The organism is Nosocomiicoccus ampullae (assembly GCF_019357495.1).
Classification (GTDB): domain Bacteria; phylum Bacillota; class Bacilli; order Staphylococcales; family Salinicoccaceae; genus Nosocomiicoccus; species Nosocomiicoccus ampullae.
Genome location: NZ_CP079110.1, coordinates 1,241,240 through 1,261,360, shown reverse-complemented (window position 1 = coordinate 1,261,360; position 20,121 = coordinate 1,241,240). Strand labels below are relative to the sequence as shown.

At 34.9% G+C, this 20,121-nt stretch carries 21 protein-coding genes; 19 read left to right on the top strand and 2 right to left on the bottom strand.

Going from position 1 to position 20,121, the window contains the following annotated elements:
• Positions 1-8: 8 nt before the first annotated feature.
• The 12 genes from atpA (at position 9) to yidC (ending at position 11,195) form a co-directional block, all read left to right on the top strand.
• A complete protein-coding gene (gene atpA, locus KPF49_RS06605) occupies positions 9-1,517 on the top strand; it encodes a F0F1 ATP synthase subunit alpha (RefSeq protein WP_183673927.1) in 1,509 nt (502 codons plus the stop codon).
• Positions 1,518-1,552: 35 nt separating this feature from the next.
• On the top strand, positions 1,553-2,425 hold the full coding sequence (gene atpG / locus KPF49_RS06600; protein WP_183673929.1) for an ATP synthase F1 subunit gamma: 873 nt from the start codon (positions 1,553-1,555) through the stop codon (positions 2,423-2,425).
• A gap of 21 nt (positions 2,426-2,446) precedes the next feature.
• Positions 2,447-3,865, top strand: coding sequence for a F0F1 ATP synthase subunit beta (gene atpD, locus KPF49_RS06595; protein WP_183673931.1), 1,419 nt, complete (start codon positions 2,447-2,449; stop codon positions 3,863-3,865).
• Positions 3,866-3,883: 18 nt separating this feature from the next.
• Positions 3,884-4,291 carry a F0F1 ATP synthase subunit epsilon gene (locus KPF49_RS06590; protein WP_183673933.1) on the top strand — a complete coding sequence of 136 codons (408 nt, stop codon included), beginning with the start codon at positions 3,884-3,886 and terminating at the stop codon, positions 4,289-4,291.
• A gap of 47 nt (positions 4,292-4,338) precedes the next feature.
• A complete protein-coding gene (locus KPF49_RS08095) occupies positions 4,339-4,569 on the top strand; it encodes a DUF1146 domain-containing protein (protein ID WP_183673935.1) in 231 nt (76 codons plus the stop codon).
• A gap of 64 nt (positions 4,570-4,633) precedes the next feature.
• On the top strand, positions 4,634-5,911 hold the full coding sequence (murA, locus tag KPF49_RS06580) for a UDP-N-acetylglucosamine 1-carboxyvinyltransferase (protein ID WP_183673937.1): 1,278 nt from the start codon (positions 4,634-4,636) through the stop codon (positions 5,909-5,911).
• Between the two features lie 14 nt (positions 5,912-5,925).
• Entirely contained in the window at positions 5,926-6,111 is a 186-nt protein-coding gene (locus tag KPF49_RS06575) for a DNA-directed RNA polymerase subunit beta (protein WP_183673939.1), read from the top strand.
• Positions 6,112-6,116: 5 nt separating this feature from the next.
• Complete coding sequence (fabZ, locus tag KPF49_RS06570) at positions 6,117-6,551, top strand: 3-hydroxyacyl-ACP dehydratase FabZ (protein WP_183673941.1); 435 nt, start codon at positions 6,117-6,119, stop codon at positions 6,549-6,551.
• Positions 6,552-7,051: 500 nt separating this feature from the next.
• Positions 7,052-7,729, top strand: coding sequence for a transglycosylase family protein (locus KPF49_RS08140; protein WP_183673943.1), 678 nt, complete (start codon positions 7,052-7,054; stop codon positions 7,727-7,729).
• Between the two features lie 124 nt (positions 7,730-7,853).
• Complete coding sequence (locus KPF49_RS06560) at positions 7,854-9,452, top strand: M20/M25/M40 family metallo-hydrolase (RefSeq protein WP_183673945.1); 1,599 nt, start codon at positions 7,854-7,856, stop codon at positions 9,450-9,452.
• Positions 9,453-9,464: 12 nt separating this feature from the next.
• Complete coding sequence (gene thiD, locus KPF49_RS06555; protein WP_183673947.1) at positions 9,465-10,253, top strand: bifunctional hydroxymethylpyrimidine kinase/phosphomethylpyrimidine kinase; 789 nt, start codon at positions 9,465-9,467, stop codon at positions 10,251-10,253.
• An 81-nt stretch (positions 10,254-10,334) separates the two neighbouring features.
• Complete coding sequence (gene yidC / locus KPF49_RS06550; protein ID WP_183673949.1) at positions 10,335-11,195, top strand: membrane protein insertase YidC; 861 nt, start codon at positions 10,335-10,337, stop codon at positions 11,193-11,195.
• 44 nt (positions 11,196-11,239) lie between these two features.
• Here yidC and cls read toward each other — a convergent pair whose 3' ends face one another.
• Complete coding sequence (gene cls, locus KPF49_RS06545) at positions 11,240-12,709, bottom strand: cardiolipin synthase (RefSeq protein WP_183674000.1); 1,470 nt, start codon at positions 12,707-12,709, stop codon at positions 11,240-11,242.
• A 169-nt stretch (positions 12,710-12,878) separates the two neighbouring features.
• Here cls and KPF49_RS06540 point away from each other — a divergent pair, with 169 nt between their 5' ends.
• Entirely contained in the window at positions 12,879-13,028 is a 150-nt protein-coding gene (locus KPF49_RS06540; protein ID WP_183673951.1) for an Lmo0850 family protein, read from the top strand.
• A 28-nt stretch (positions 13,029-13,056) separates the two neighbouring features.
• On the opposite strand, the gene KPF49_RS06535 is transcribed toward KPF49_RS06540, so the two are convergent.
• On the bottom strand, positions 13,057-14,250 hold the full coding sequence (locus tag KPF49_RS06535) for an FtsW/RodA/SpoVE family cell cycle protein (RefSeq protein WP_183673953.1): 1,194 nt from the start codon (positions 14,248-14,250) through the stop codon (positions 13,057-13,059).
• A gap of 96 nt (positions 14,251-14,346) precedes the next feature.
• Between KPF49_RS06535 and KPF49_RS06530 the strand changes: the two genes are divergently transcribed.
• The 6 genes from KPF49_RS06530 (at position 14,347) to acpS (ending at position 20,109) form a co-directional block, all read left to right on the top strand.
• Complete coding sequence (locus tag KPF49_RS06530; RefSeq protein WP_183674002.1) at positions 14,347-15,687, top strand: UDP-N-acetylmuramoyl-tripeptide--D-alanyl-D-alanine ligase; 1,341 nt, start codon at positions 14,347-14,349, stop codon at positions 15,685-15,687.
• A gap of 85 nt (positions 15,688-15,772) precedes the next feature.
• Entirely contained in the window at positions 15,773-17,245 is a 1,473-nt protein-coding gene (locus KPF49_RS06525) for a DEAD/DEAH box helicase (RefSeq protein WP_183673955.1), read from the top strand.
• 77 nt (positions 17,246-17,322) lie between these two features.
• Complete coding sequence (locus tag KPF49_RS06520; protein ID WP_183673957.1) at positions 17,323-17,790, top strand: PH domain-containing protein; 468 nt, start codon at positions 17,323-17,325, stop codon at positions 17,788-17,790.
• Entirely contained in the window at positions 17,783-19,306 is a 1,524-nt protein-coding gene (locus KPF49_RS06515; protein WP_183673959.1) for a PH domain-containing protein, read from the top strand. Before KPF49_RS06520 ends, KPF49_RS06515 begins: the two co-directional genes overlap by 8 nt.
• Entirely contained in the window at positions 19,290-19,778 is a 489-nt protein-coding gene (locus KPF49_RS06510) for a PH domain-containing protein (protein ID WP_183673961.1), read from the top strand. The genes KPF49_RS06515 and KPF49_RS06510 overlap by 17 nt, the downstream gene beginning before the upstream one ends.
• On the top strand, positions 19,771-20,109 hold the full coding sequence (acpS, locus tag KPF49_RS06505) for a holo-ACP synthase (RefSeq protein ID WP_183673963.1): 339 nt from the start codon (positions 19,771-19,773) through the stop codon (positions 20,107-20,109). Before KPF49_RS06510 ends, acpS begins: the two co-directional genes overlap by 8 nt.
• Positions 20,110-20,121 lie beyond the last annotated feature (12 nt).

Here is a 20,121-nt window from a genome sequence, read left to right as displayed (position 1 = left end):
AAATTTCTATGGCAATCAAGGCTGATGAAATTAGTGCTCTTCTCAGAAGTCAAATAGAAAACTATGAAGCTGACATGGAAGTGTCGGACGTTGGTACAGTTACTGAAGTTGGTGACGGTATCGCAGTTGCTCATGGTTTAAACGATGCGATGGCGGGAGAGTTACTTGAGTTTTCTAACGGTGTGTTAGGCCTAGCTCAAAACCTTGAAGAAGACGAAGTTGGTATCGTTATTCTTGGACCATATTATGATATTAAAGAAGGCGACGAAGTTAAACGTACTGGTAAAATCATGGAAGTTCCAGTAGGTGAAGAACTTATCGGTCGTGTTGTAAACCCACTTGGACAACCAATTGACGGTAAAGGTCCAATCAGTACAACAAAAGCTCGTCCTGTAGAAAGTCCAGCTACAGGTGTAATGGACCGTAAATCGGTATTTGAACCATTACAAACAGGAATTAAAGCGATTGACGCTTTAGTACCAATTGGACGAGGTCAACGTGAGTTAATCATCGGAGACCGTCAAACAGGTAAAACTACGCTTGCAATCGATACAATCTTAAACCAAAAAAATGAGGATATGATTTGTATTTACGTTGCAATCGGACAAAAAGAATCTACAGTACGTTCAACTGTTGAAACATTCCGTAAGCACGGTGCATTAGACTACACAATCGTAGTAAGTGCAGGTGCATCTGACCCAGCTCCATTACTATACATCGCGCCATATGCTGGTGTATCTATGGGTGAGGAGTTCATGTTCAATGGTAAACACGTACTAATCGTATACGATGACTTAACAAAACAAGCGCAAGCTTACCGTGAAATGTCATTACTATTACGCCGTCCACCAGGTCGTGAAGCATTCCCAGGGGACGTATTCTACCTACACAGTCGCTTACTTGAGCGTGCAGCGAAATTAAATGATGATTTAGGTGGCGGTTCGATTACTGCGTTACCATTCGTTGAAACGCAAGCAGGAGATATTTCTGCGTTCGTACCGACAAACGTAATCTCGATTACAGACGGCCAGATTTTCTTACAGTCTGACTTATTCTTCTCGGGTGTACGTCCAGCAATCAACGCAGGACTTTCAGTATCACGTGTCGGTGGTTCAGCACAAATTAAAGCGATGAAGAAAGTTGCTGGTACACTTCGTTTAGACTTAGCGGCTTACCGTGAGTTAGAAGCATTCGCTCAGTTCGGTTCTGATTTAGATAAAGCAACAGCAGCTAAGTTAGAGCGTGGTAAGCGTACAGTTGAAGTACTTAAACAAGGTGAAAACCAACCACTTCCTGTTGAAGAGCAAGTTGCGATTCTTTACGCACTAGTTAATGGATACTTAGATGATATCGCAGTTCAAGATATCACACGTTTCGAAAAAGAATTCTTAGAGTGGCTAAACGCTAACAACAAAGAATTATTAAACGGTATTCGTGAAACAGATGCACTTCCAGAAGAGGATGCATTCGACAACGCAATTAACAACTTTAAAAAGTTATTTAACAGTAGCAAATAATATATGACACTATTGATATAAAGGATGGTGAAATCATGGCTTCATTAAGAGAAATTAAAGGGCGCATTAATTCAACTGAAAAAATGAGTCAGTTAACGAGTGCAATGAACATGGTCGCGAACTCAAAACTCGGTCGTTCAGAACAAAACACTAAAAATTTCCGTCCATATATGGATCGAATGGAAGAAACAATCCAAGCGATTGCTGCAGGTGGAAATAGTGTTCACCCTATGTTAACAGAGCGTCCTGTCAAGCGTGTTGGGTACATTGTAATCTCAAGTGATACGGGTAAAGCAGGTCCATACAACGCAAACGTTATTAAAGCAATAACGACAGAAATAGATGAACGCCATAACGGTAACCAAGACGAAGTATCACTTATGGTTCTCGGTAAAATGGGATATGACGTATTAAAACTACGTGGCTATAAGATTGATGACTACCGTCTCGGGTTACCAGATCAGCCATCATTTTCGGATGTGAAAAAAATAGCTGCAGCAGCAATTCGTGAGTTCGAAGAAGAAAAAATCGACGAACTTCATATCATTTATAACGAGTTCATTAGTATTCTTGAACAAAAAGTAACAGTTAGAAAGTTACTTCCAATGTCTGAAGAGGATTTAGAAACGAACAATGAGTACACTCATCTCGCTTCTTATGAATTCGAGCCAGATAAAGAAACGATACTTTCAGAGTTATTACCACAATATGCTGAAGCTATTATATATGGTGCTTTACTTGAAGCGAAAACAAGTGAGCATGCTGCCCGTATGACAGCGATGAAAGCTGCTACGGATAACGCAAACGAATTGATTGGTGATTTAACATTGTCTTACAACAGACTAAGACAAGCTGCAATTACACAAGAAATTACAGAAATTGTAAGTGGTGCACAAGCACAAGAATAATTAATTATAGGAGGAACTCAAATGGCTTTAGGACACGTGGTCCAAGTTATGGGACCTGTTGTAGACGTGCGTTTTGAAGAAGGTCAATTACCTGAGTTAATGAACGCACTCACAATAGATCATAAAGGTGAAACTGAAGAAGATTCAATTGCACTTACTTTAGAAGTTGCGCTTCACCGTGGAGACAACACAGTAAGAACAATTGCTATGAGTTCTACAGATGGTATTCAGCGTGGTATGGAAGTAGTAAACACTGGTAAACCTATATCAGTACCTGTTGGTAATGCCACTTTAGGACGTGTATTTAACGTTTTAGGTGAAACTATCGACCTTAAAGGTCAAATTCCTGAATCAGAACTCAGAAATCCAATTCACCGAGACGCTCCAGAATTTGAGGATCTGTCAGTAGCGACAGAAATTTTAGAAACTGGTATTAAAGTAGTAGACTTATTAGCACCTTACACTAAAGGTGGTAAAGTTGGATTATTCGGTGGTGCCGGAGTAGGTAAAACTGTATTAATCCAAGAATTAATTCACAACATCGCTCAAGAACACGGTGGTATTTCAGTATTCGCTGGTGTTGGAGAGCGTACACGTGAAGGTAACGACTTATACTTTGAAATGTCTGACTCAGGAGTTATCGAGAAGACAGCGATGGTATTTGGTCAAATGAACGAGCCACCTGGTGCTCGTATGCGTGTTGCATTAACAGGATTAACGATGGCAGAATACTTCCGTGACGTAGAAGGTCAAGACGTATTACTCTTCATCGACAATATTTTCCGTTTCACGCAAGCAGGTTCAGAGGTATCAGCACTTCTTGGACGTATCCCATCTGCCGTTGGTTACCAACCGACACTTTCTACAGAAATGGGGCAACTTCAAGAACGTATTACTTCAACAAACAAAGGATCAGTTACGTCAATTCAAGCAGTATTCGTACCAGCGGATGACTATACTGACCCAGCACCAGCTCAAACATTCGCACACTTAGACGCGACGACAAACTTAGAACGTAAAATTTCAGAAATGGGTATTTACCCTGCGGTAGACCCACTTGCATCAACATCACGTGCATTATCACCAGCAATCGTTGGTGAAGAACACTACAACGTTGCTCGTGAAGTTCAAGCAACATTACAAAAATACTCTGAATTACAAGATATTATTGCAATCTTAGGTATGGACGAGTTATCAGAAGAAGACAAAGAAGTCGTTGCACGTGCACGTCGTATTCAGTTCTTCTTAAGTCAGAACTTCCACGTAGCTGAACAATTTACAGGTCAAAAAGGTTCATATGTTCCGGTTTCTCAAACTGTAGAAGATTTCAAAGCAATCTTAGAAGGTAAATATGACCATGTACCTGAAGACGCGTTTAGACTTGTTGGAGATATGTCACAAGTTCTTGAAAAAGCTCGCGAGATGGGTGCAGAAGTTTAATAACAGGAGGTTAGTTTTATGAGTACAATTGCATTAGATGTAGTTACTCCTAACGGTTCTGTTTTTACTGATGATAACTGTGAAATTGTCATCTTGGAATCAACACAAGGTGAGCTAGGGGTTATGGCAGGCCATATTCCAACAGTCACACCTTTAAAGATCGGAAGCGTAAGAGCTAAAATCGACGGTCAATTTGAATATCTAGCGATTACAGATGGTTTTGCAGAAATTCGAGGCGATAAAGTTACAGTATTAACTCAAGCAGCAGAATTTGCAGAAGACATTGACACAGATCGTGCACTTGCAGCACGAAAAAGAGCAGAAGAACTCTTAAAACGTGCTCAAGAAGAAGAGATTGACGAAGTTCGTGCCGAACTCGCATTCCAAAGAGCGATTAACCGTTTGAATATTTCAGAATATAAATAGTAAAAAAGTCTAAGGGAAACCTTAGACTTTTTTTAAGGAGTTTTTAAATGTTTTTATCTCAAATTGCTCTCATGAAAATTATATTACATATTGCTTGTTCAATTTTTGCGTTTTATATATTAGATTGTTTAAAAGTCGATATGATTTTTAAAAAAGGACATGTAGCAAAAATTAGAATGTTTTATATACTAGTAGCAATCCTACTAGGTACAAGCATGTCAAATTTCATCATAGATATATTTGTAGAAACACAAAACCTTCAGCTACTATTTGGCTAAATGCTTTACACTAGTGAAGTAAGTCTATAAAATTAAATTATTGAGTATTATGTGGAGTGAGAATATGGAAAGAATTATTGTTAAGGGTGGGCGCAAGCTGAGTGGTAGTGTAAAAATCGAAGGTGCTAAAAACTCAGTTCTGCCAATATTAGCAGCGTCTCTCTTAGCTTCAAAAGGTGAATCTGTTATTTCAAACGTTCCAGAATTATCAGATTGTAAAACATTAGTTGATTTATTAAGTGTATTAAATGCAGATGTAAAATTAGAAAAAAATAGAGTGTATATAGATGCAAGTGAAGAATTATCCATTTCAGCACCGTACGATTTAGTGAGTAAAATGCGTGCATCAATGCTCGTTATGGGTCCATTACTTGGTCGTTATGGTCACTGTCAAGTTGCGATGCCAGGAGGTTGTGCGATTGGTAGTCGACCAATTGAACAGCACTTAAAAGGTTTTGAAAAGATGGGAGTTGAATTTAGTACGACAGATGGTTTTATCGAAGGTAAAACAGAAGGTCGATTAAAAGGTTCTAAAATTCATTTAGACTTCCCAAGTGTTGGTGCGACTCAAAACTTAATGATGGGTGCAGCACTTGCTGATGGTGTGACGCATATTGAAAATGCAGCGATGGAGCCAGAAATTGTAGATCTTCAAAACTATATTAACCGTATGGGTGGTAAAGTTATTGGTGCTGGTACTGGTCACATTAAGATTACTGGTGTAGAGGAATTAACAGGCACTAAGCATACAGTAATTCCAGATAGAATTGAAGCAGGGACGTTCATGGTAGCTGCAGCAATCACTAGAAGCGATGTTTTAATTGAAAATATCGTAATTGAACATTTAAGCGCGGTTGTTTCTAAATTAGAAGAAATCGGTGTGAAGTTTGTTGAAGAAGGTGATAACGTTCGAGTTATCTCATCGGAACCATTAAAAGCAACAGATATTAAAACATTGCCACATCCAGGATTTCCAACTGATATGCAGAGTCAATTAATGGCGCTGTTATTAACGCTAGATGGTACGAGTATTGTGACAGAAACAATCTTTGAGAACCGCTTTATGCACGTGACAGAATTCAATACGATGAACGCTGATATTTCACTACAAGATAACCACGCAGTCATCCGTGGTGGTCAAGAATTACACGGTGCAAGAGTTAGAGCGACAGACTTAAGATCAGCTGCAGCTTTAATACTCGCAGGATTAGTTGCAGAAGGTTACACAATTGTCACAGAGCTTCATCACTTAGACCGTGGATATGTTGGTTTCCATAAGAAATTGAAGGCTTTAGGTGCGGATATCGAACGTGTCACAGAGTCTGAACTAGAGCATGTCTAATTTTGAGGTGAGTTATGAAAAAAGAGACTAAGATTGTCCACCGCAGATTTCCGATGTTAGTACGATTATTACTCTATATTTATGTAGCATTAATGCTCGTTGTGATTGGTTTGATGATCGGCTACGGAATATTAAGTAATCCGTTTGAAGTATTTAGAATTGAAACGTGGCAACATATTAGAGACTTAATGAGAGGATAGTTATTATGCTTACTTACGATCAAATAAAAGCGATAATCCCGCATCGCCCACCATTTCTTTTGATTGACCGTATCGAAGAAATTGTCCCTGGAGAAAAAGCGGTCGGTATAAAACAAGTATCTGGGAACGAGCCGTTTTTTGAAGGGCATTTCCCAGAATATGCAGTAATGCCAGGTGTGTTAATTGTAGAGGCACTTGCACAAACAGGAGCAGTAGCACTACTACAAGAAGAAGAATTTAAAGGTAAACTTGCATTTTTTGCAGGTATTGATAAATGCCGCTTTAAACACCAAGTAACACCTGGAGATACGTTAGAGTTAACAGTAGAAATTACACGTATAAAAGGACCAATTGGTAAAGGAAAAGCTATTGCGAAAGTCGGAGATAAGATTGCTTGTCAATGTGAAATTACATTTGCAATATCAGATCCAGCTAAATAAAGCTGGATCTTTTTTTATATGCTAACTTTAATTTTTATATTATAAATAACTTAAGTTTATAAAAAATATATGAAGAATAATTAAAATATAGCCAATTATCAGTTAGAAATTTTAAAAATTGATATTTGTTTAATATGAATAGTCGGTGTATATTCTTTTTAAGAAAGGAGAACACATACATTTTAGTTCAAATAATTGATGAGTTAATTCCCTTAAATTTGTCTGATTAAACCACTGCTTTAATAAGAAAAATGTAGATTCTTTTCATACTCACACACTCAAAAAACCTTAAGATTTTAGAGCTGCGTCTAATAATCTTAGGGTTTTTAAATTTTTAGATATATTAAAATTATGAGATTGAATTGTAACATTTCTGTAAAAAATAGGTAAAAGCTTTATATAGTTGTAACCTATGAAATGGGATTATTTGTTAGTATAGTATTCGTCTTTGAAAAATTTATTTATTAATGAGAAATAATTTCGTGGGGGATATATAGATTATGAAAAAATCAGTTATGAGTTTAGGTGCAGCTGGATTATTACTTGCTACTGGTAGTATCGGAATGGCAGCAAATGCAAAAGAGGGTTCATCTACAATTAAAGAAGATGACGCATTAGCAACTATTGGAACTGAATATAGATCATCTATTCAAGAAATAAAGAAAGAAAATAAATTAAAAGCTGATCGTGACATTAAAGCTAAAGAATTATCAGCAAAAGATCTAAAAGCGAAAAAGAAAGAAGATAAAGAAAATACAGTAGCGAACGCTTCAGCACCTGTTGAAGAGGTAGAGGAAGTTGAAGAAACTAAAGAAGCTGTAGAAGTTTTTGAAGAAGATGTGGTTGAAGATGTTGAAACGTACAATGAACCGGTAGAGGAAAATGTAATTGAAGAGTACGAAGAAAACACTCAACAAGAATCACAAGCTTCAGCACCAGCAAATGACGGTTTAAACTGGGGTGGACTTGCAGCATGTGAATCAGGTGGTAACGCAAGCGCCGTAGATCCAAGTGGTACATATCATGGTCTATATCAATTTGACGCGGGCACTTGGCAATCAGTAGGTGGAAGCGGGGTTGCTTCACAAGCATCAGCTGAAGAGCAAACAATGCGAGCACAAATGTTATATGAACAAAGAGGCTCAGCACCTTGGCCAGTATGTGGTGCAAACTTATAATTATAAGTTTACCGATTAACATTCAGTTAATCGGTTTTTATTTTCTTTATTATAAAAACGCTTTCAATTACAATGAAGAAGTTGTACGCTTATATTAGATATTTTTCTAATAGGAGGAAGTTTAATGGTAATGGCTATATGGCAAACAGAGAAAGACCGAATCAATCTTTTAAAAAAACTCGTAAAGCACAATTCAGTGACATATTCTGAGGGAGAAAGACAATTCCCTGACTTAGTGAAAAATGAACTATTAAAAACAGATTACTTTAAATCCAATGAAGAAAATATCCATTTCGCATATACTACAGACGATAGACGAGCAGTTCTCGCACATTATGAATCGAATAATACTAAAGATACTGTCGTTTTAATTAGTCACTTCGATACGGTTGGTATTGAAGATTTTGGAGACTATAAAAATGATGCATTTAATATCGATAAAATTACAGAAATATTTAAGTCAGATCATACTTATTTAAACGAAGATGCTATAAAAGATATTGAAACAGATGATTATTACTTTGGACGCGGAAGTATGGATATGAAGCCAGGTTTAATGCTTCATATGTCTTTAATCGAAAAAGCGGCGATTGAAAACTGGGATATTAACCTTATTTTAATTACAGTACCCGATGAAGAAGTTAGTTCTAAAGGGATGCGAGCTGCGGTTAAAAAGTTAAATGATATTCGTAAAGAAAAAGATTTAGATATTGTACTGCACTTAAATAGTGAACCAACATTCCAGCAAGCATCTGGATCAAATACTCACTACATATACTCAGGTACAATTGGTAAACTTATGCCTTCAGTGTACGTGTATGGGAAAGAAACACACGTAGGTAATGCAATGAATGGCATTAGTTCAAACTGGTTAATGAGTTTTATCAATAGAAAAATTGAATATAATGATTCATTTACAGAAACGTATAAGAATGAATCCACACCACTTCCAGTATCACTCATGATGCGTGATTTAAAAGATCAGTACGATGTTCAAACACCCTTTAGAACAGTTAGTTTATATAATCTATTTATATTTAAGAAAACAGCAGCAGATATTTTTAATACATTTAACGAGCTCGTAAAATCATCAGTAAAAGATGCTGAAGAAGTCATGCACACGTTTGATGACGGTATATATAAAGATAACAACATGACAATCAACACACTAAAATATGAAGAGTTAATTGAACAAGCAATTGACACTCACGGTAGAGATAAAGTACACGAACTATTAAATAGTGTCGAAAAAAATCAAGATGATCATTTACAATGTATTGAAGCGGTCGATAAACTTATGATGTCTATGCGTCATATCGGACCGACAGTCGTCACTTTTTTCACGCCACCGTATTATCCAGCGACAAATAGTTCTGAAGATGTTCTTGTCACTGATATCATTAAAACAATTGAAAAAACAAGTAAAAATTTAAATCGTGAAGTTGAACATATACACTTTTTTAATGGTATATGTGATTTAAGTTATGTAAAATATGATACGAGTTATGAAAGTGACCAAATGTTCAGTTACAACACACCGACATTTAATACGACATATATGATACCATTTGAAGATATAAAAGAAATTTCCGCACCCGTACTAAACTGCGGACCGATTGGAAAAGATGCGCATAAGGTAACAGAAAGAATTTTAAAGCCAAGTGCATTTAAAGAGCTTCCAATCGTTTTAGAGTCGATTATTAAGACGCACTTTGTAAAATAGAGGAGAATTATTATGACTTTACCAGTAGCACTTACAATATCTGGTTATGACCCAACAGGCGGTTCAGGTGTTAATGCAGATTTAAAAACATTTCAAAATTTAAATGTTTACGGTATGTCAGCAATTACAAATTTAACTGCTCAAAACTCTCAAGGGATTCAAGAAATTTTAAATATTCCAGATGACTTTTTAGAAAAGCAATTGAAGAGTATTTTTGAAGATTCTATACCATTTACAATGAAATCCGGAATGATTACAAGTATTTATATGATTGAAACTATTACGAAATATGTAAAAAACTATCATATTCCATTCGTTGTCGATCCGTATATCTTTTCTAGAGAAGGCGAGAGAATTTTATCTCAAGAGGCGACAGCCATACTTACGAAAGAACTTCTCCACCATGCGGCAGTGGTGACACCGAATCTTAAAGAAGCAGAAGCACTTACAGGGATTGATATTCAGTCAGAAAAAGATATCGATACTGCGGCTAAAATTTTCCTGCGAGAAATTGGAGTAAAAGCAGTCATTATTAATGACAGTAACATTACAGGTAAAGCTTGTGACTATCTATTTACAAAAAACAATTCGTTAACGCTAACTGAAGAAATTGTCGATACGAAAAATAAACGTGGAAGCGGTAGTACATTCTCAGCAGTGATTACTGCTGAAATTGCGAAAGGGAATAGTTTAGAGAATGCATTTAAAAAAGCAAAACGCTACGTCACGTTAGGTTTACAAAATAGTTTAGACATCGGAAAAAAAGATGGTCCAATTAATCATTTTATAGACATTGAGTAAGGAAACACGTTATATTTTCTCTGTAAATGTAATGTTAAGTATGGTACAATCACTCTTGTATATAAAATTAGAGGTGAAATTATGGCTAAAAAATGGCTATTTCCGTTAACGATGGGCCTCGTCTTGTTTTTAGCAGGATGTGACTATTCTGAGCCTGAAAACAGAGATGGTTTTTTCTTTAATACATTTGTTCAACCAATGGATAACTTACTTCATTGGCTCGGTGATAATTTAAACCATAACTACGGTCTAGCGATTATTGTTTTAACACTCATTGTTCGTTTAATCATCTTTCCATTTATGATGAAAACATATAAAAACCAAATGATGATGCGTGAAAAAATGAAAATCGTTAAGCCTGAAATGGAAGATATTCAGCACCGTATGAAAGTTGCAACAACACAAGAAGAAAAAATGGCTGTGCAACAAGAGATGATGGCTTTATACAAAAAGCATGATATTAACCCGTTAAACGTTGGGTGTTTACCGATCTTAATTCAAATGCCAATCGTTATGGCATTATTCTTCGCTTTAAAATATCCATCACCAGGTGGTATTACAAAATACCCAGATTTCTTATGGATGGATTTAACAGAGCGTAGTTTTATTATGATCGCAATTGCGGTTTTAGTTTACGCAATACAAGCTTATGTTTCAATGATGTTCTTACCTGAAGAACAACAAAAACAAATGAGATTATTTATGTTTATCTCACCACTGATGATTTTATGGATTTCATTCATTTCACCTTCAGCTTTACCATTATACTGGGCAGTTGGTGGTGCGTTCTTAGTTCTTCAAACGATTATTGGTAACTTATACTACCGTAAAAAAGTCGATGAGGAAATGGCACCAATTTTAGAAGCACACTATAAAGAACAAGCTGAGAAAGAAAGAAAACGTCAAGGTGCAAAAGTTAAACCGAATAAGAAACGTAAATAATACAAAAATCCCGATTTAGCAATTTGCTAAATCGGGATTTTTAATTATAGTATCGGTGCAATTAAATTTGCGATACCTTCTTTAAATTTAATCCACTTGCTTCTTGAATTATAAACTTCAGGAGATAATATTTTAGAGTATAATGCGTCTTTTTCAAACTGTAATCTATTTTGAATTGCTTCTTTTTCATCAAATATAAATGCGTTAACTTCAAAGTTTAATGCGTAACTACGGTTGTCCATGTTACAAGAACCAATGGACACGACTTCGTCATCAATAATCATCACTTTTTGATGCAAGAATCCGCGTTCGTAAATATATACATTCGCACCAATCATCGCGAGTTCTCCAACGTTATGATATGTTCCCCAATATACGAATGGATGGTCTGGGAATGGGGGGATCATTATATTAACTTCGATTCCAGAGAGAAGTGCAATTTTGATTGCTTCTATCATGGAAGAGTCTGGTATAAAGTATGGTGATTGAATGTAAATTGATTTTTTTGCAGAGTTAATCATCTTTATATACCCATATTTGATTTGTTGCCAATCTTCGTCAGGACCACTCGCCGCAATTTGCATTGCCGTATCTCCAATGACAGGTATTTCAGGGAAATAGCGTGGGTGATGTGATAAGTTATCGCGCGTTGCGTGTGAGTTCCAATCGAGCATAAATCTTAATTGAAGAGATTTTACTGCATTACCTTGAACACGTATATGTGTGTCTCTCCAGTAACCAAACTTTTTACTAAGTCCTATATATTCTTCACCGACATTTGTTCCACCAGTATATCCAATTTTACCATCGATGATGACGTTTTTACGGTGGTTTCTGTTATTCATACGTGGGTTAATTAATGCGAGTCGACTTGGGAAGAATGCTTCGACTTTACCGCCGTAGTCACGTAGTTCTTTAAAGTTTTTAAGTTTTAAAGAACGAGATCCAATGTCGTCATATAAGATTTTAACATCGACACCTTCTTTTTGTTTTTTAACGAGTGCATCGTAAAACTTTTGACCAAGTGAGTCTAATTTAAAAATATAAAATTGAAAATGAATATGATCTTGTGCATTTTCAATATCTTGGAGCATTTGATCAAAAAATTCTGTCGTCTCATAAAATGTTTCAACTTTATTATTAGATGTTAAGAATGACTGATTATTGTTGAGTAACATATGGACGAGTTTACGATGTTTTTTCGCTTGTGGTGTAGGAAGTGTGAGTTTATCCATTTTAATATCTTCTAGCTGTTCAGTGACAAGTGCTTCAAGACCAATCTTATCTTTTTCTGTAACTTTAAAAATTTCTTTATTGTATATCGTACGTCCAAAGAGAACGTATAATATAAAGCCTATAATTGGTAAGAAGAATAATACGAGTAGCCAGGCCCAAACGCTTTGTGCACTTTTACGTTCCCAGAAAATCATACCAATCGCGAGTAGAAAGTTAATGAGTAAAATTACAAATGTAAAGATAGCCGCATAAGGCAGTGATGTAAAAAAGTCAGCAATAGATTGTAAAAAGTTGCGTGACGTGAGTAAAATATCCAATATTAAGCTCCTCTCATCTTATTTTCATTTAGTTGTGACAAATATGTAAAAAAGTTTTTTTGAAATAGTATAGTAATATTACTACTAGGTCTGTATAATTATAATTAACTCGAAGTAAGGGAGTGTCATTATGAAGCAAAATGACAAATCTAAACTAAAAGATGCGGTTCGAGTATTGAAAGAACTTGGCATCAAGGTATCCGTTGCCCCTTCAAGACTTGAGATTATGAATCGTATTTCTAACGTTGAACAGCTAAAGTTAAACGAAAATAATATTTAAAGAAACGCAAGCGAAAGCTTGCGTTTTTTTATTTCTTAAAACGAGTTTCCTTATTTCCAGATACTTCATAGAAGTAAATACTCAATACAATTCCAATACCAACCATGTTCGCCCATAGACCACTACCACCGTAACTTAAGAAAGGAAGTGGAATACCTGTAATCGGAACGACTTGAATAGTCATTCCAATGTTTTGGAAGATATGGAAAAATAATAACGATAAAAATCCAATGATGAAATATCCACCGAAACTATCGTGTGTAAGTAATGATATTTTAAATAATCTTAAAAGTAATGCAAATAATACGATTATAACTAGCGTTGTACCAATAAATCCGAATTCTTCACCGACAATTGTAAATATAAAGTCCGTATGGTTTTCAGGAATGTAAATAATTCCATCCATATAACCACGGCCAGTAACTCCCCCAGAACCAATAGAGATTAGTGAGTTCATTAATTGGAAGCCACTATCTGAAAGGTATTTTTCAGGCTGTAGCCATGAGTAAATTCTGTCGAATTGATACGCGTGGACACCGAGCTTATCGATGAGATCTGGACGATATATAATTCCTAATATTAGCGATATACCAACTGTACTTACGATAAATACTACTGGTAAAATTAGCCACCAACTAATACCGGAAACAAGTACCATACCAAAAAATATTGCAAGCATTACAAGGGTTGTTCCTAAGTCGTTTTGCCACAATGTTAAAATCATCGGAAGAATCGAAACGACAATCATTTTACCGATTAATTTTACATCTAAAGATAACTCATCATCGATTTTATATTTATTATGCTGACTGATCACGTACGCAAGAGCCATAATATAAATAATCTTCATGAATTCTGAAGGTTGTATACTAAAGAACCCAAATTGATACCAACTCTTTGCACCATTAATAATTGGTGTTAAACTTTCAAAAGGAGAAAAGTGTAAAAAGAGTAAGCTAAGTACTCCGAACGCATAAATCCCCCATATGTAGTCTTTGTAAAAATGGAATGGAATCACCATTAAGACAAATGCAATAAAGAAACCGAATAAGTAAAAAAGTAGCTGTCTTTCAGCAAAGTTAGTTGTATATTGCTCACTGGTCATTGCACTTTTAATAGTCAAAATACTAATCGTAGCGAGAATGAGAATGATAAAAATAAGGGTCCAATCGATACGTGTTAGTATATTAAAGTTTTTTCTTGAATACTTTTTTTGACTCAATTGCTTCACCTAAATCTATGGTAATCTAATTATGTAGGACAATTCGTCCATTAATAATTATAACAGTATTTTAATAAAATTATAGGAATGAATCATATGATATCACTATCAATTAAAAAAATCTCAAAGTTTTGTAACGGAAAGCTAAATGATAAAGCAAAAGAAATAGAAGAAACTTTTATTTCTGGTGTTTCAATCGATACGAGAACAATTGAAAAAAATAATATGTTCGCACCATTTATCGGAGAAAACGTTGACGGGCATAACTTTATTTTAAATGCGATTGAATCAGGGGCAGTTGTTTCTTTATCTGAAAAAGAAAATATCGATGCACCACTTATCATCGTCGATGATGTTGAAAAAGCACTCGGGGACATTGCGAGAGAATATTTAAAGTTATTAGATGTTAAAGTAATCGCAATCACTGGATCTAATGGAAAAACTACGACTAAAGATATGGTTGAATGTGTATTAAGACCACATTTTAAAGTGCAAAAAACAATTGGGAACTATAATAACGAAATTGGTCTCCCGTTAACGGTCTTTAACACAAAGACCGATACAGATATTTTAATTTTAGAAATGGGTATGGATAGCTTAGGTGATATCCATTACTTATCATCAGTCGCAAAACCAGATATCGCAGTGTTGACTAATGTTGGAGAATCTCATATCGAAAAACTAGGCTCTAGAGAAAACATCGCAAAAGCAAAATATGAAATTGTTGACGATTTAAAAGAAGATGGGTTATTTATCTACTCAAACGATTATGATGAGCTGAAAAAACTTGTAAATAAAAACACATCTTATGATCAAGTAACTGTTGGAATGACTGATGATAATGATTTAATTGTCGAAGGTATTAAAGAAAATCAGTCAGGTGTTACGTTTACATTACAAGATGAAACGTATAACATACCGTCTCTTGGTAAGCATAATGCAGTAAACGCAAGCTTTGCGATTGCGATTAGTGAGTTTTTCAATATTGATAAGAAAAGTGTGAAGGAAAGTTTACAGGGACTAACAATCACGAATATGAGAATGGAACAGCATTTAGATCATACAGGCGCACTCATTATAAACGATGCGTATAACGCAAGTCCGTCTTCAATGAAAAGCGCAATTGATACTGTTAGACATTTAAACTATAAGAAAAAGATACTCGTACTTGGTGACATTCTAGAGCTTGGTAGTTATAGCGAAAATTTACATCGTGAAGTTGGAGAGTATATTAATGAGGATAATAACTTCACGCACATATTTACGTATGGTGACGCAGCTAAAATCATTAATAGTACTGTGTTAAGTGATAATACAAATCATTTTAACAATATTAACGAGTTAAAAGAAAAAATCGATGATTTAAAAGATGAAGACACAGTTGTCTTGTTAAAAGCATCAAGAGGCATGAGACTCGAGCGTCTCATTAGTGAATAGTTGTTGTATAATACAAATTAAAGTGATAGCATTAAGTAGTTATACATTTAGAGATAATAGTTAAACAGTCAAAGGAGACTAAAAGTTGAAATTTTTTGAATCACTTGGTGTAAGTAACGAAACGATACTTGCACTTGAAGAAATGGGGTTTGAAACACCAACTCCTATACAAGAAGAAAGTATTCCACTCGCATTAGAGGGTAGAGATATTTTAGGGCAAGCACAAACAGGTACAGGTAAAACAGGTGCTTTTGGAATTCCTATCGTAGAAAAAGTTAAACGTGGACACGGTACTCAAACACTTATTTTAGCACCGACGAGAGAACTTGCAATGCAAGTGAGTGAACAGCTCAAACAATTTTCTAAGTATAAAAAATTAAAAGTGTCTGTCATATTCGGCGGAGTATCTATTGAACGCCAAATTTCTGAGTTAAAGAGAAAACCTGAAATTATTGTTGGTACACCGGGACGTGTAATTGATCATATTAACCGTAAAACGTTAAAACTAAATCATATTACGAAGTTTGTACTTGATGAAGCAGATGAAATGATGAACATGGGCTTTATCGACGATGTTGAATTTATTATGAGTCGTTTGCCAGAAAAAGACCGTCAAACATTATTATTCAGTGCAACGATGCCTAAAGCAATTCAAGAACTTGTCACTAAGTTTATGGGCCAACCAAAAATCGTAAAAACGATGAATCATAATCAATCAGACCCTCAGATTGAAGAATATTATACGATAGTTAAAGAATTAGAAAAGCTAGACGTATTTGTTGATTTTCTAGATGTTCATCGTCCAAAACTTGCGATTGTATTCGGTCGTACGAAGCGTCGTGTGGACGAGCTAACAAGTGCGTTAATTGCAAAAGGATATTTAGCAGAAGGACTGCACGGTGATATTACACAGTCAAAACGTCTTGAAGTGTTAAAAAAGTTTAAAAATGATGCACTTCAAATTTTAGTTGCAACAGATGTTGCTGCACGTGGATTAGACATTACAGGTGTGACACATGTATATAACTTTGATATTCCACAAGATGCAGAAAGTTACACGCATCGTATCGGTCGTACAGGACGTGCGGGTGAAAGTGGTGTTGCTTTAACATTTGTTAACCCAATTGAGATGGGTTATCTACGTTTAATCGAAGAGACGAAAGGTAAGACGATTCGTCCGTTAAGACCACCATTTAAAGAAGAAGTCAAAGCTGCACAAGCAGAAGTTATGATTGACAAAGTTAGAAAATATGAAGGTAAAGAAATCGACGAAGAAGTATACGAACTATCTAGAAAATTAGTTGAAACGTTCGATCCGTTAGATATTATTACAGCATTCGTTAGCGAATATATAAATGATAAAGAAGATGATGCAATTCAATTGTCATTTGAAAAGCCATTACCAAGACGTGCATCATCTAAGCAGTCTAATGGTAAACGCAAAGATTTTAATCGCGGCAAAAAGAATGAACGTAACAACCGACGTAAACCGAACAAACGAAATACAAGTCGAAAAAAGCGTTCTGACAATAAAACATTTAAGCAATTCATGAAATAATAGAAGCGCCGACAGGCGCTTTTTTTAATTTATTATGAAAATTAAGTCATGTATAATAAGTGAAAAGGAGTGAGTCGATGGAGTCGGTAGATAAAAACCTACGACCATATATGCAGCTTAAGGCATTATTAAATGGGTTACTATTATTTTTAATTCCTACTATATACATAGTAATTGCATATTTTTTTAGTTTTTATTTTAAATTATCTATTATCATTTTTATTAGTTTAATTATTATGTATGTCGTAATTTTCGTTATATTACGTCCGATAGTTTATACAAAGATTACGAAAATCGGAGTACATGAGGATTACTTAATCGTTAAAAAAGGATTTTTATACATAACTACTGCGTTATATCCAATTGAACGTGTTCAAATTGTTGAAGTTAAAAGAGGATTTATCGCAAGAAGATTTAACCTTGCAAAAATCGAGTTAACTAACGCAGCATACACAGTGAATTTACCAGAAATTGAAACAACACGTGCGTTAACTTTAAAAGATAAAATTATCACACGTCTAAAAGAGGTAGATAGCGATGTCTAATATGCATAGACTTCATCCAGTAGCATATCTTATTACAGTTGTAGACGTATTTAAAAACTACTGGTATATATTTTTAATTACATTTTTTAACTTATTAACAGGAAAACTAGATTACAGATTTTTATCAGAAAATATATTTGCATTAATATTACTCATATTTAGTATATTTTTAATCATCGCAGGAATTATTAAAGATTGGACGATTCGATATTGGATCGAATCTGACAAAGTGATTTATAAATCGGGATTATTCGTTAAAAAAGAACGTGAATTAAGTATCGAACGCATTCAAAGTATCGATATCACTCAACCAATTATTGCACGGATCTTTAACGCGGCAGTCGTAGACATAAAAAGCCCTGGTGAAAGTATCACGTTACCTGGCGTAAAATATGATATGGCAGAATCAATTCGTACATATCTATATAAACAAAAAGAAGATGAAGTACCAGCTCATACTGAAACTAGCGAACTTGATGAAGGTGCTGAAGAAAAAGTAGAGGAGGCAATTTCTGAAGGTCAAGTCATATTTCAAATTTCTCCAAAAGAAATGTTACTTCTCATTGCAACAAGTGGAGGACTCGGTATTTTCTTAGCGGCACTATTTGGGGGGCTTAGTTATATCGGTCTCGATAAAGTCATTGTGAATGTGGTTGAAACAATGCAAGGGATTGTCGGTCATTTCATCGTCCCGATAATAGTTGCATTTGTAATTGTACTTCTATTTGTCGGAGTAATTATTGGTGGAATTATTATGTATGTCAGATATTATGGGTACAAGATTACAAAGCATAATGATGATTTTATTATTCAATATGGATTACTTGAGAGAAAAACAATTACTGTAAATAAGAATCGTATTCAAAATATTTCTGTAGAAGAAGGCGGACTAATTAGTCGATTATTAAAGATTCACTCGTTAAATGTTGGAATCACGAGCAATGATTTTAATCTTGAAGATAGTGGAGATGTTATTTTAACACCAGTTATAAAACAAAAAGATAGCTATGAATTTTTAAATACGTATTTTAGTGAATATAATATTACAAGACCAGAACCAAACGTTCCATTACGTTCATATAGACGATATTTCCAGGTGACACTTGCTATTTTATTTATCATTTTCTCGGCAGTATGTAGTTTACTTTACTATAAAGATTATATGATTCCATTTTATATTGTACTTGCTATTGGTATTTTACTTTGTGTACTAACAGTTATTAGCGGGATTTACTCAGCTAAAAATAGTGGAACGTTGATCGATAATGGAGATTTAAATATGTTAACGACGTCTTCATTTATAAGAAAACATTATATTATTAAACGAAGTAAAATCATCGATACTTCCATTACGCAAACATTTTTCACACACCGAGCAGGTCTTGGAACTATTGATGTCAAAACAGCAGCAGGTTTTACACCAAAAGTTGTTGAAGTTAAACATCTAGAAATTGAGGAAGCGAATGAGATATTTGATTATGTAAAAAGGGGTGTAGCTGATGGAGAAAGTATCTAAAAAAGCGATTAATTACTGGAGACTCCAAGCCGTTTTTAAAAGTTTAATATCAGTCGCAGTAATTATTATAGGACTTGTGCTTATTTACTTTTTTCCATTTATAAAAATACCAGCATTTGTCGTCATTGGTATCGCAGCCGTATTCTTTTTATATGAGGTACTATATAATATGTTGGTTTATCCGAGACTATTTTATAAATACTTTGAGTTTCAAGTCACTGACGATGTACTTGTTGTAAATAGCGGAATTTTTAACAAAAAACATATCGTTATTCCACTGTTTAGAATACAAAACGTCGACGTTACTGAAGGTCCTGTTATGAAGCGCTTCGGCCTAAAAGGTATAGAAATTTCAACCGCAGGAGGCGGCACGTATATCCCTGAACTTGAAAAAAATCGTGCAGATGAATTGAGAAGTAGTATAAGAGAAATCGTTAGAGTAAAACGTAGTAGGGTGGACGAAGATGATTAAAGGACTCGGAACAGATATTATTGAAATCGACCGTATAAATCAGGCAAACAAAAATGATCGACTTGCAAACAGAATATTAAGCGAAATAGAATTTAATAATTATAATAATATTAAAAGTAATAGAAGAAAGTTAGAATTTTTAGCAGGACGATTTGCAGGAAAAGAAGCATATGCAAAAGCAGTTGGAACAGGTATAGGCAAATTAAACTTTAAGCATATTGAAATTTTAAATGAGGATAATGGTAAACCATACATTAACGGGCGCTCTGCATTAATTTCAATATCACATTCTAAAATGTATGCGACTGCAACGGTAATTATTATAGATTAAAGGACGGGATGG

Bases quoted from the DNA above. Each gene is read 5' to 3' on its own strand.
- KPF49_RS08140 (WP_183673943.1), top strand. From the start codon at position 7,052: ATGAAAAAATCAGTTATGAGTTTAGGTGCAGCTGGATTATTACTTGCT.
- KPF49_RS06520 (WP_183673957.1), top strand. From the start codon at position 17,323: ATGGAGTCGGTAGATAAAAACCTACGACCATATATGCAGCTTAAGGCA.
- KPF49_RS08095 (WP_183673935.1), top strand. From the start codon at position 4,339: ATGTTTTTATCTCAAATTGCTCTCATGAAAATTATATTACATATTGCT.
- thiD (WP_183673947.1), top strand. From the start codon at position 9,465: ATGACTTTACCAGTAGCACTTACAATATCTGGTTATGACCCAACAGGC.
- KPF49_RS06540 (WP_183673951.1), top strand. From the start codon at position 12,879: ATGAAGCAAAATGACAAATCTAAACTAAAAGATGCGGTTCGAGTATTG.
- fabZ (WP_183673941.1), top strand. From the start codon at position 6,117: ATGCTTACTTACGATCAAATAAAAGCGATAATCCCGCATCGCCCACCA.
- KPF49_RS06510 (WP_183673961.1), top strand. From the start codon at position 19,290: ATGGAGAAAGTATCTAAAAAAGCGATTAATTACTGGAGACTCCAAGCC.
- murA (WP_183673937.1), top strand. From the start codon at position 4,634: ATGGAAAGAATTATTGTTAAGGGTGGGCGCAAGCTGAGTGGTAGTGTA.
- atpA (WP_183673927.1), top strand. From the start codon at position 9: ATGGCAATCAAGGCTGATGAAATTAGTGCTCTTCTCAGAAGTCAAATA.
- acpS (WP_183673963.1), top strand. From the start codon at position 19,771: ATGATTAAAGGACTCGGAACAGATATTATTGAAATCGACCGTATAAAT.
- KPF49_RS06560 (WP_183673945.1), top strand. From the start codon at position 7,854: ATGGTAATGGCTATATGGCAAACAGAGAAAGACCGAATCAATCTTTTA.
- KPF49_RS06530 (WP_183674002.1), top strand. From the start codon at position 14,347: ATGATATCACTATCAATTAAAAAAATCTCAAAGTTTTGTAACGGAAAG.
- KPF49_RS06590 (WP_183673933.1), top strand. From the start codon at position 3,884: ATGAGTACAATTGCATTAGATGTAGTTACTCCTAACGGTTCTGTTTTT.
- KPF49_RS06515 (WP_183673959.1), top strand. From the start codon at position 17,783: ATGTCTAATATGCATAGACTTCATCCAGTAGCATATCTTATTACAGTT.
- KPF49_RS06575 (WP_183673939.1), top strand. From the start codon at position 5,926: ATGAAAAAAGAGACTAAGATTGTCCACCGCAGATTTCCGATGTTAGTA.
- atpD (WP_183673931.1), top strand. From the start codon at position 2,447: ATGGCTTTAGGACACGTGGTCCAAGTTATGGGACCTGTTGTAGACGTG.
- yidC (WP_183673949.1), top strand. From the start codon at position 10,335: ATGGCTAAAAAATGGCTATTTCCGTTAACGATGGGCCTCGTCTTGTTT.
- atpG (WP_183673929.1), top strand. From the start codon at position 1,553: ATGGCTTCATTAAGAGAAATTAAAGGGCGCATTAATTCAACTGAAAAA.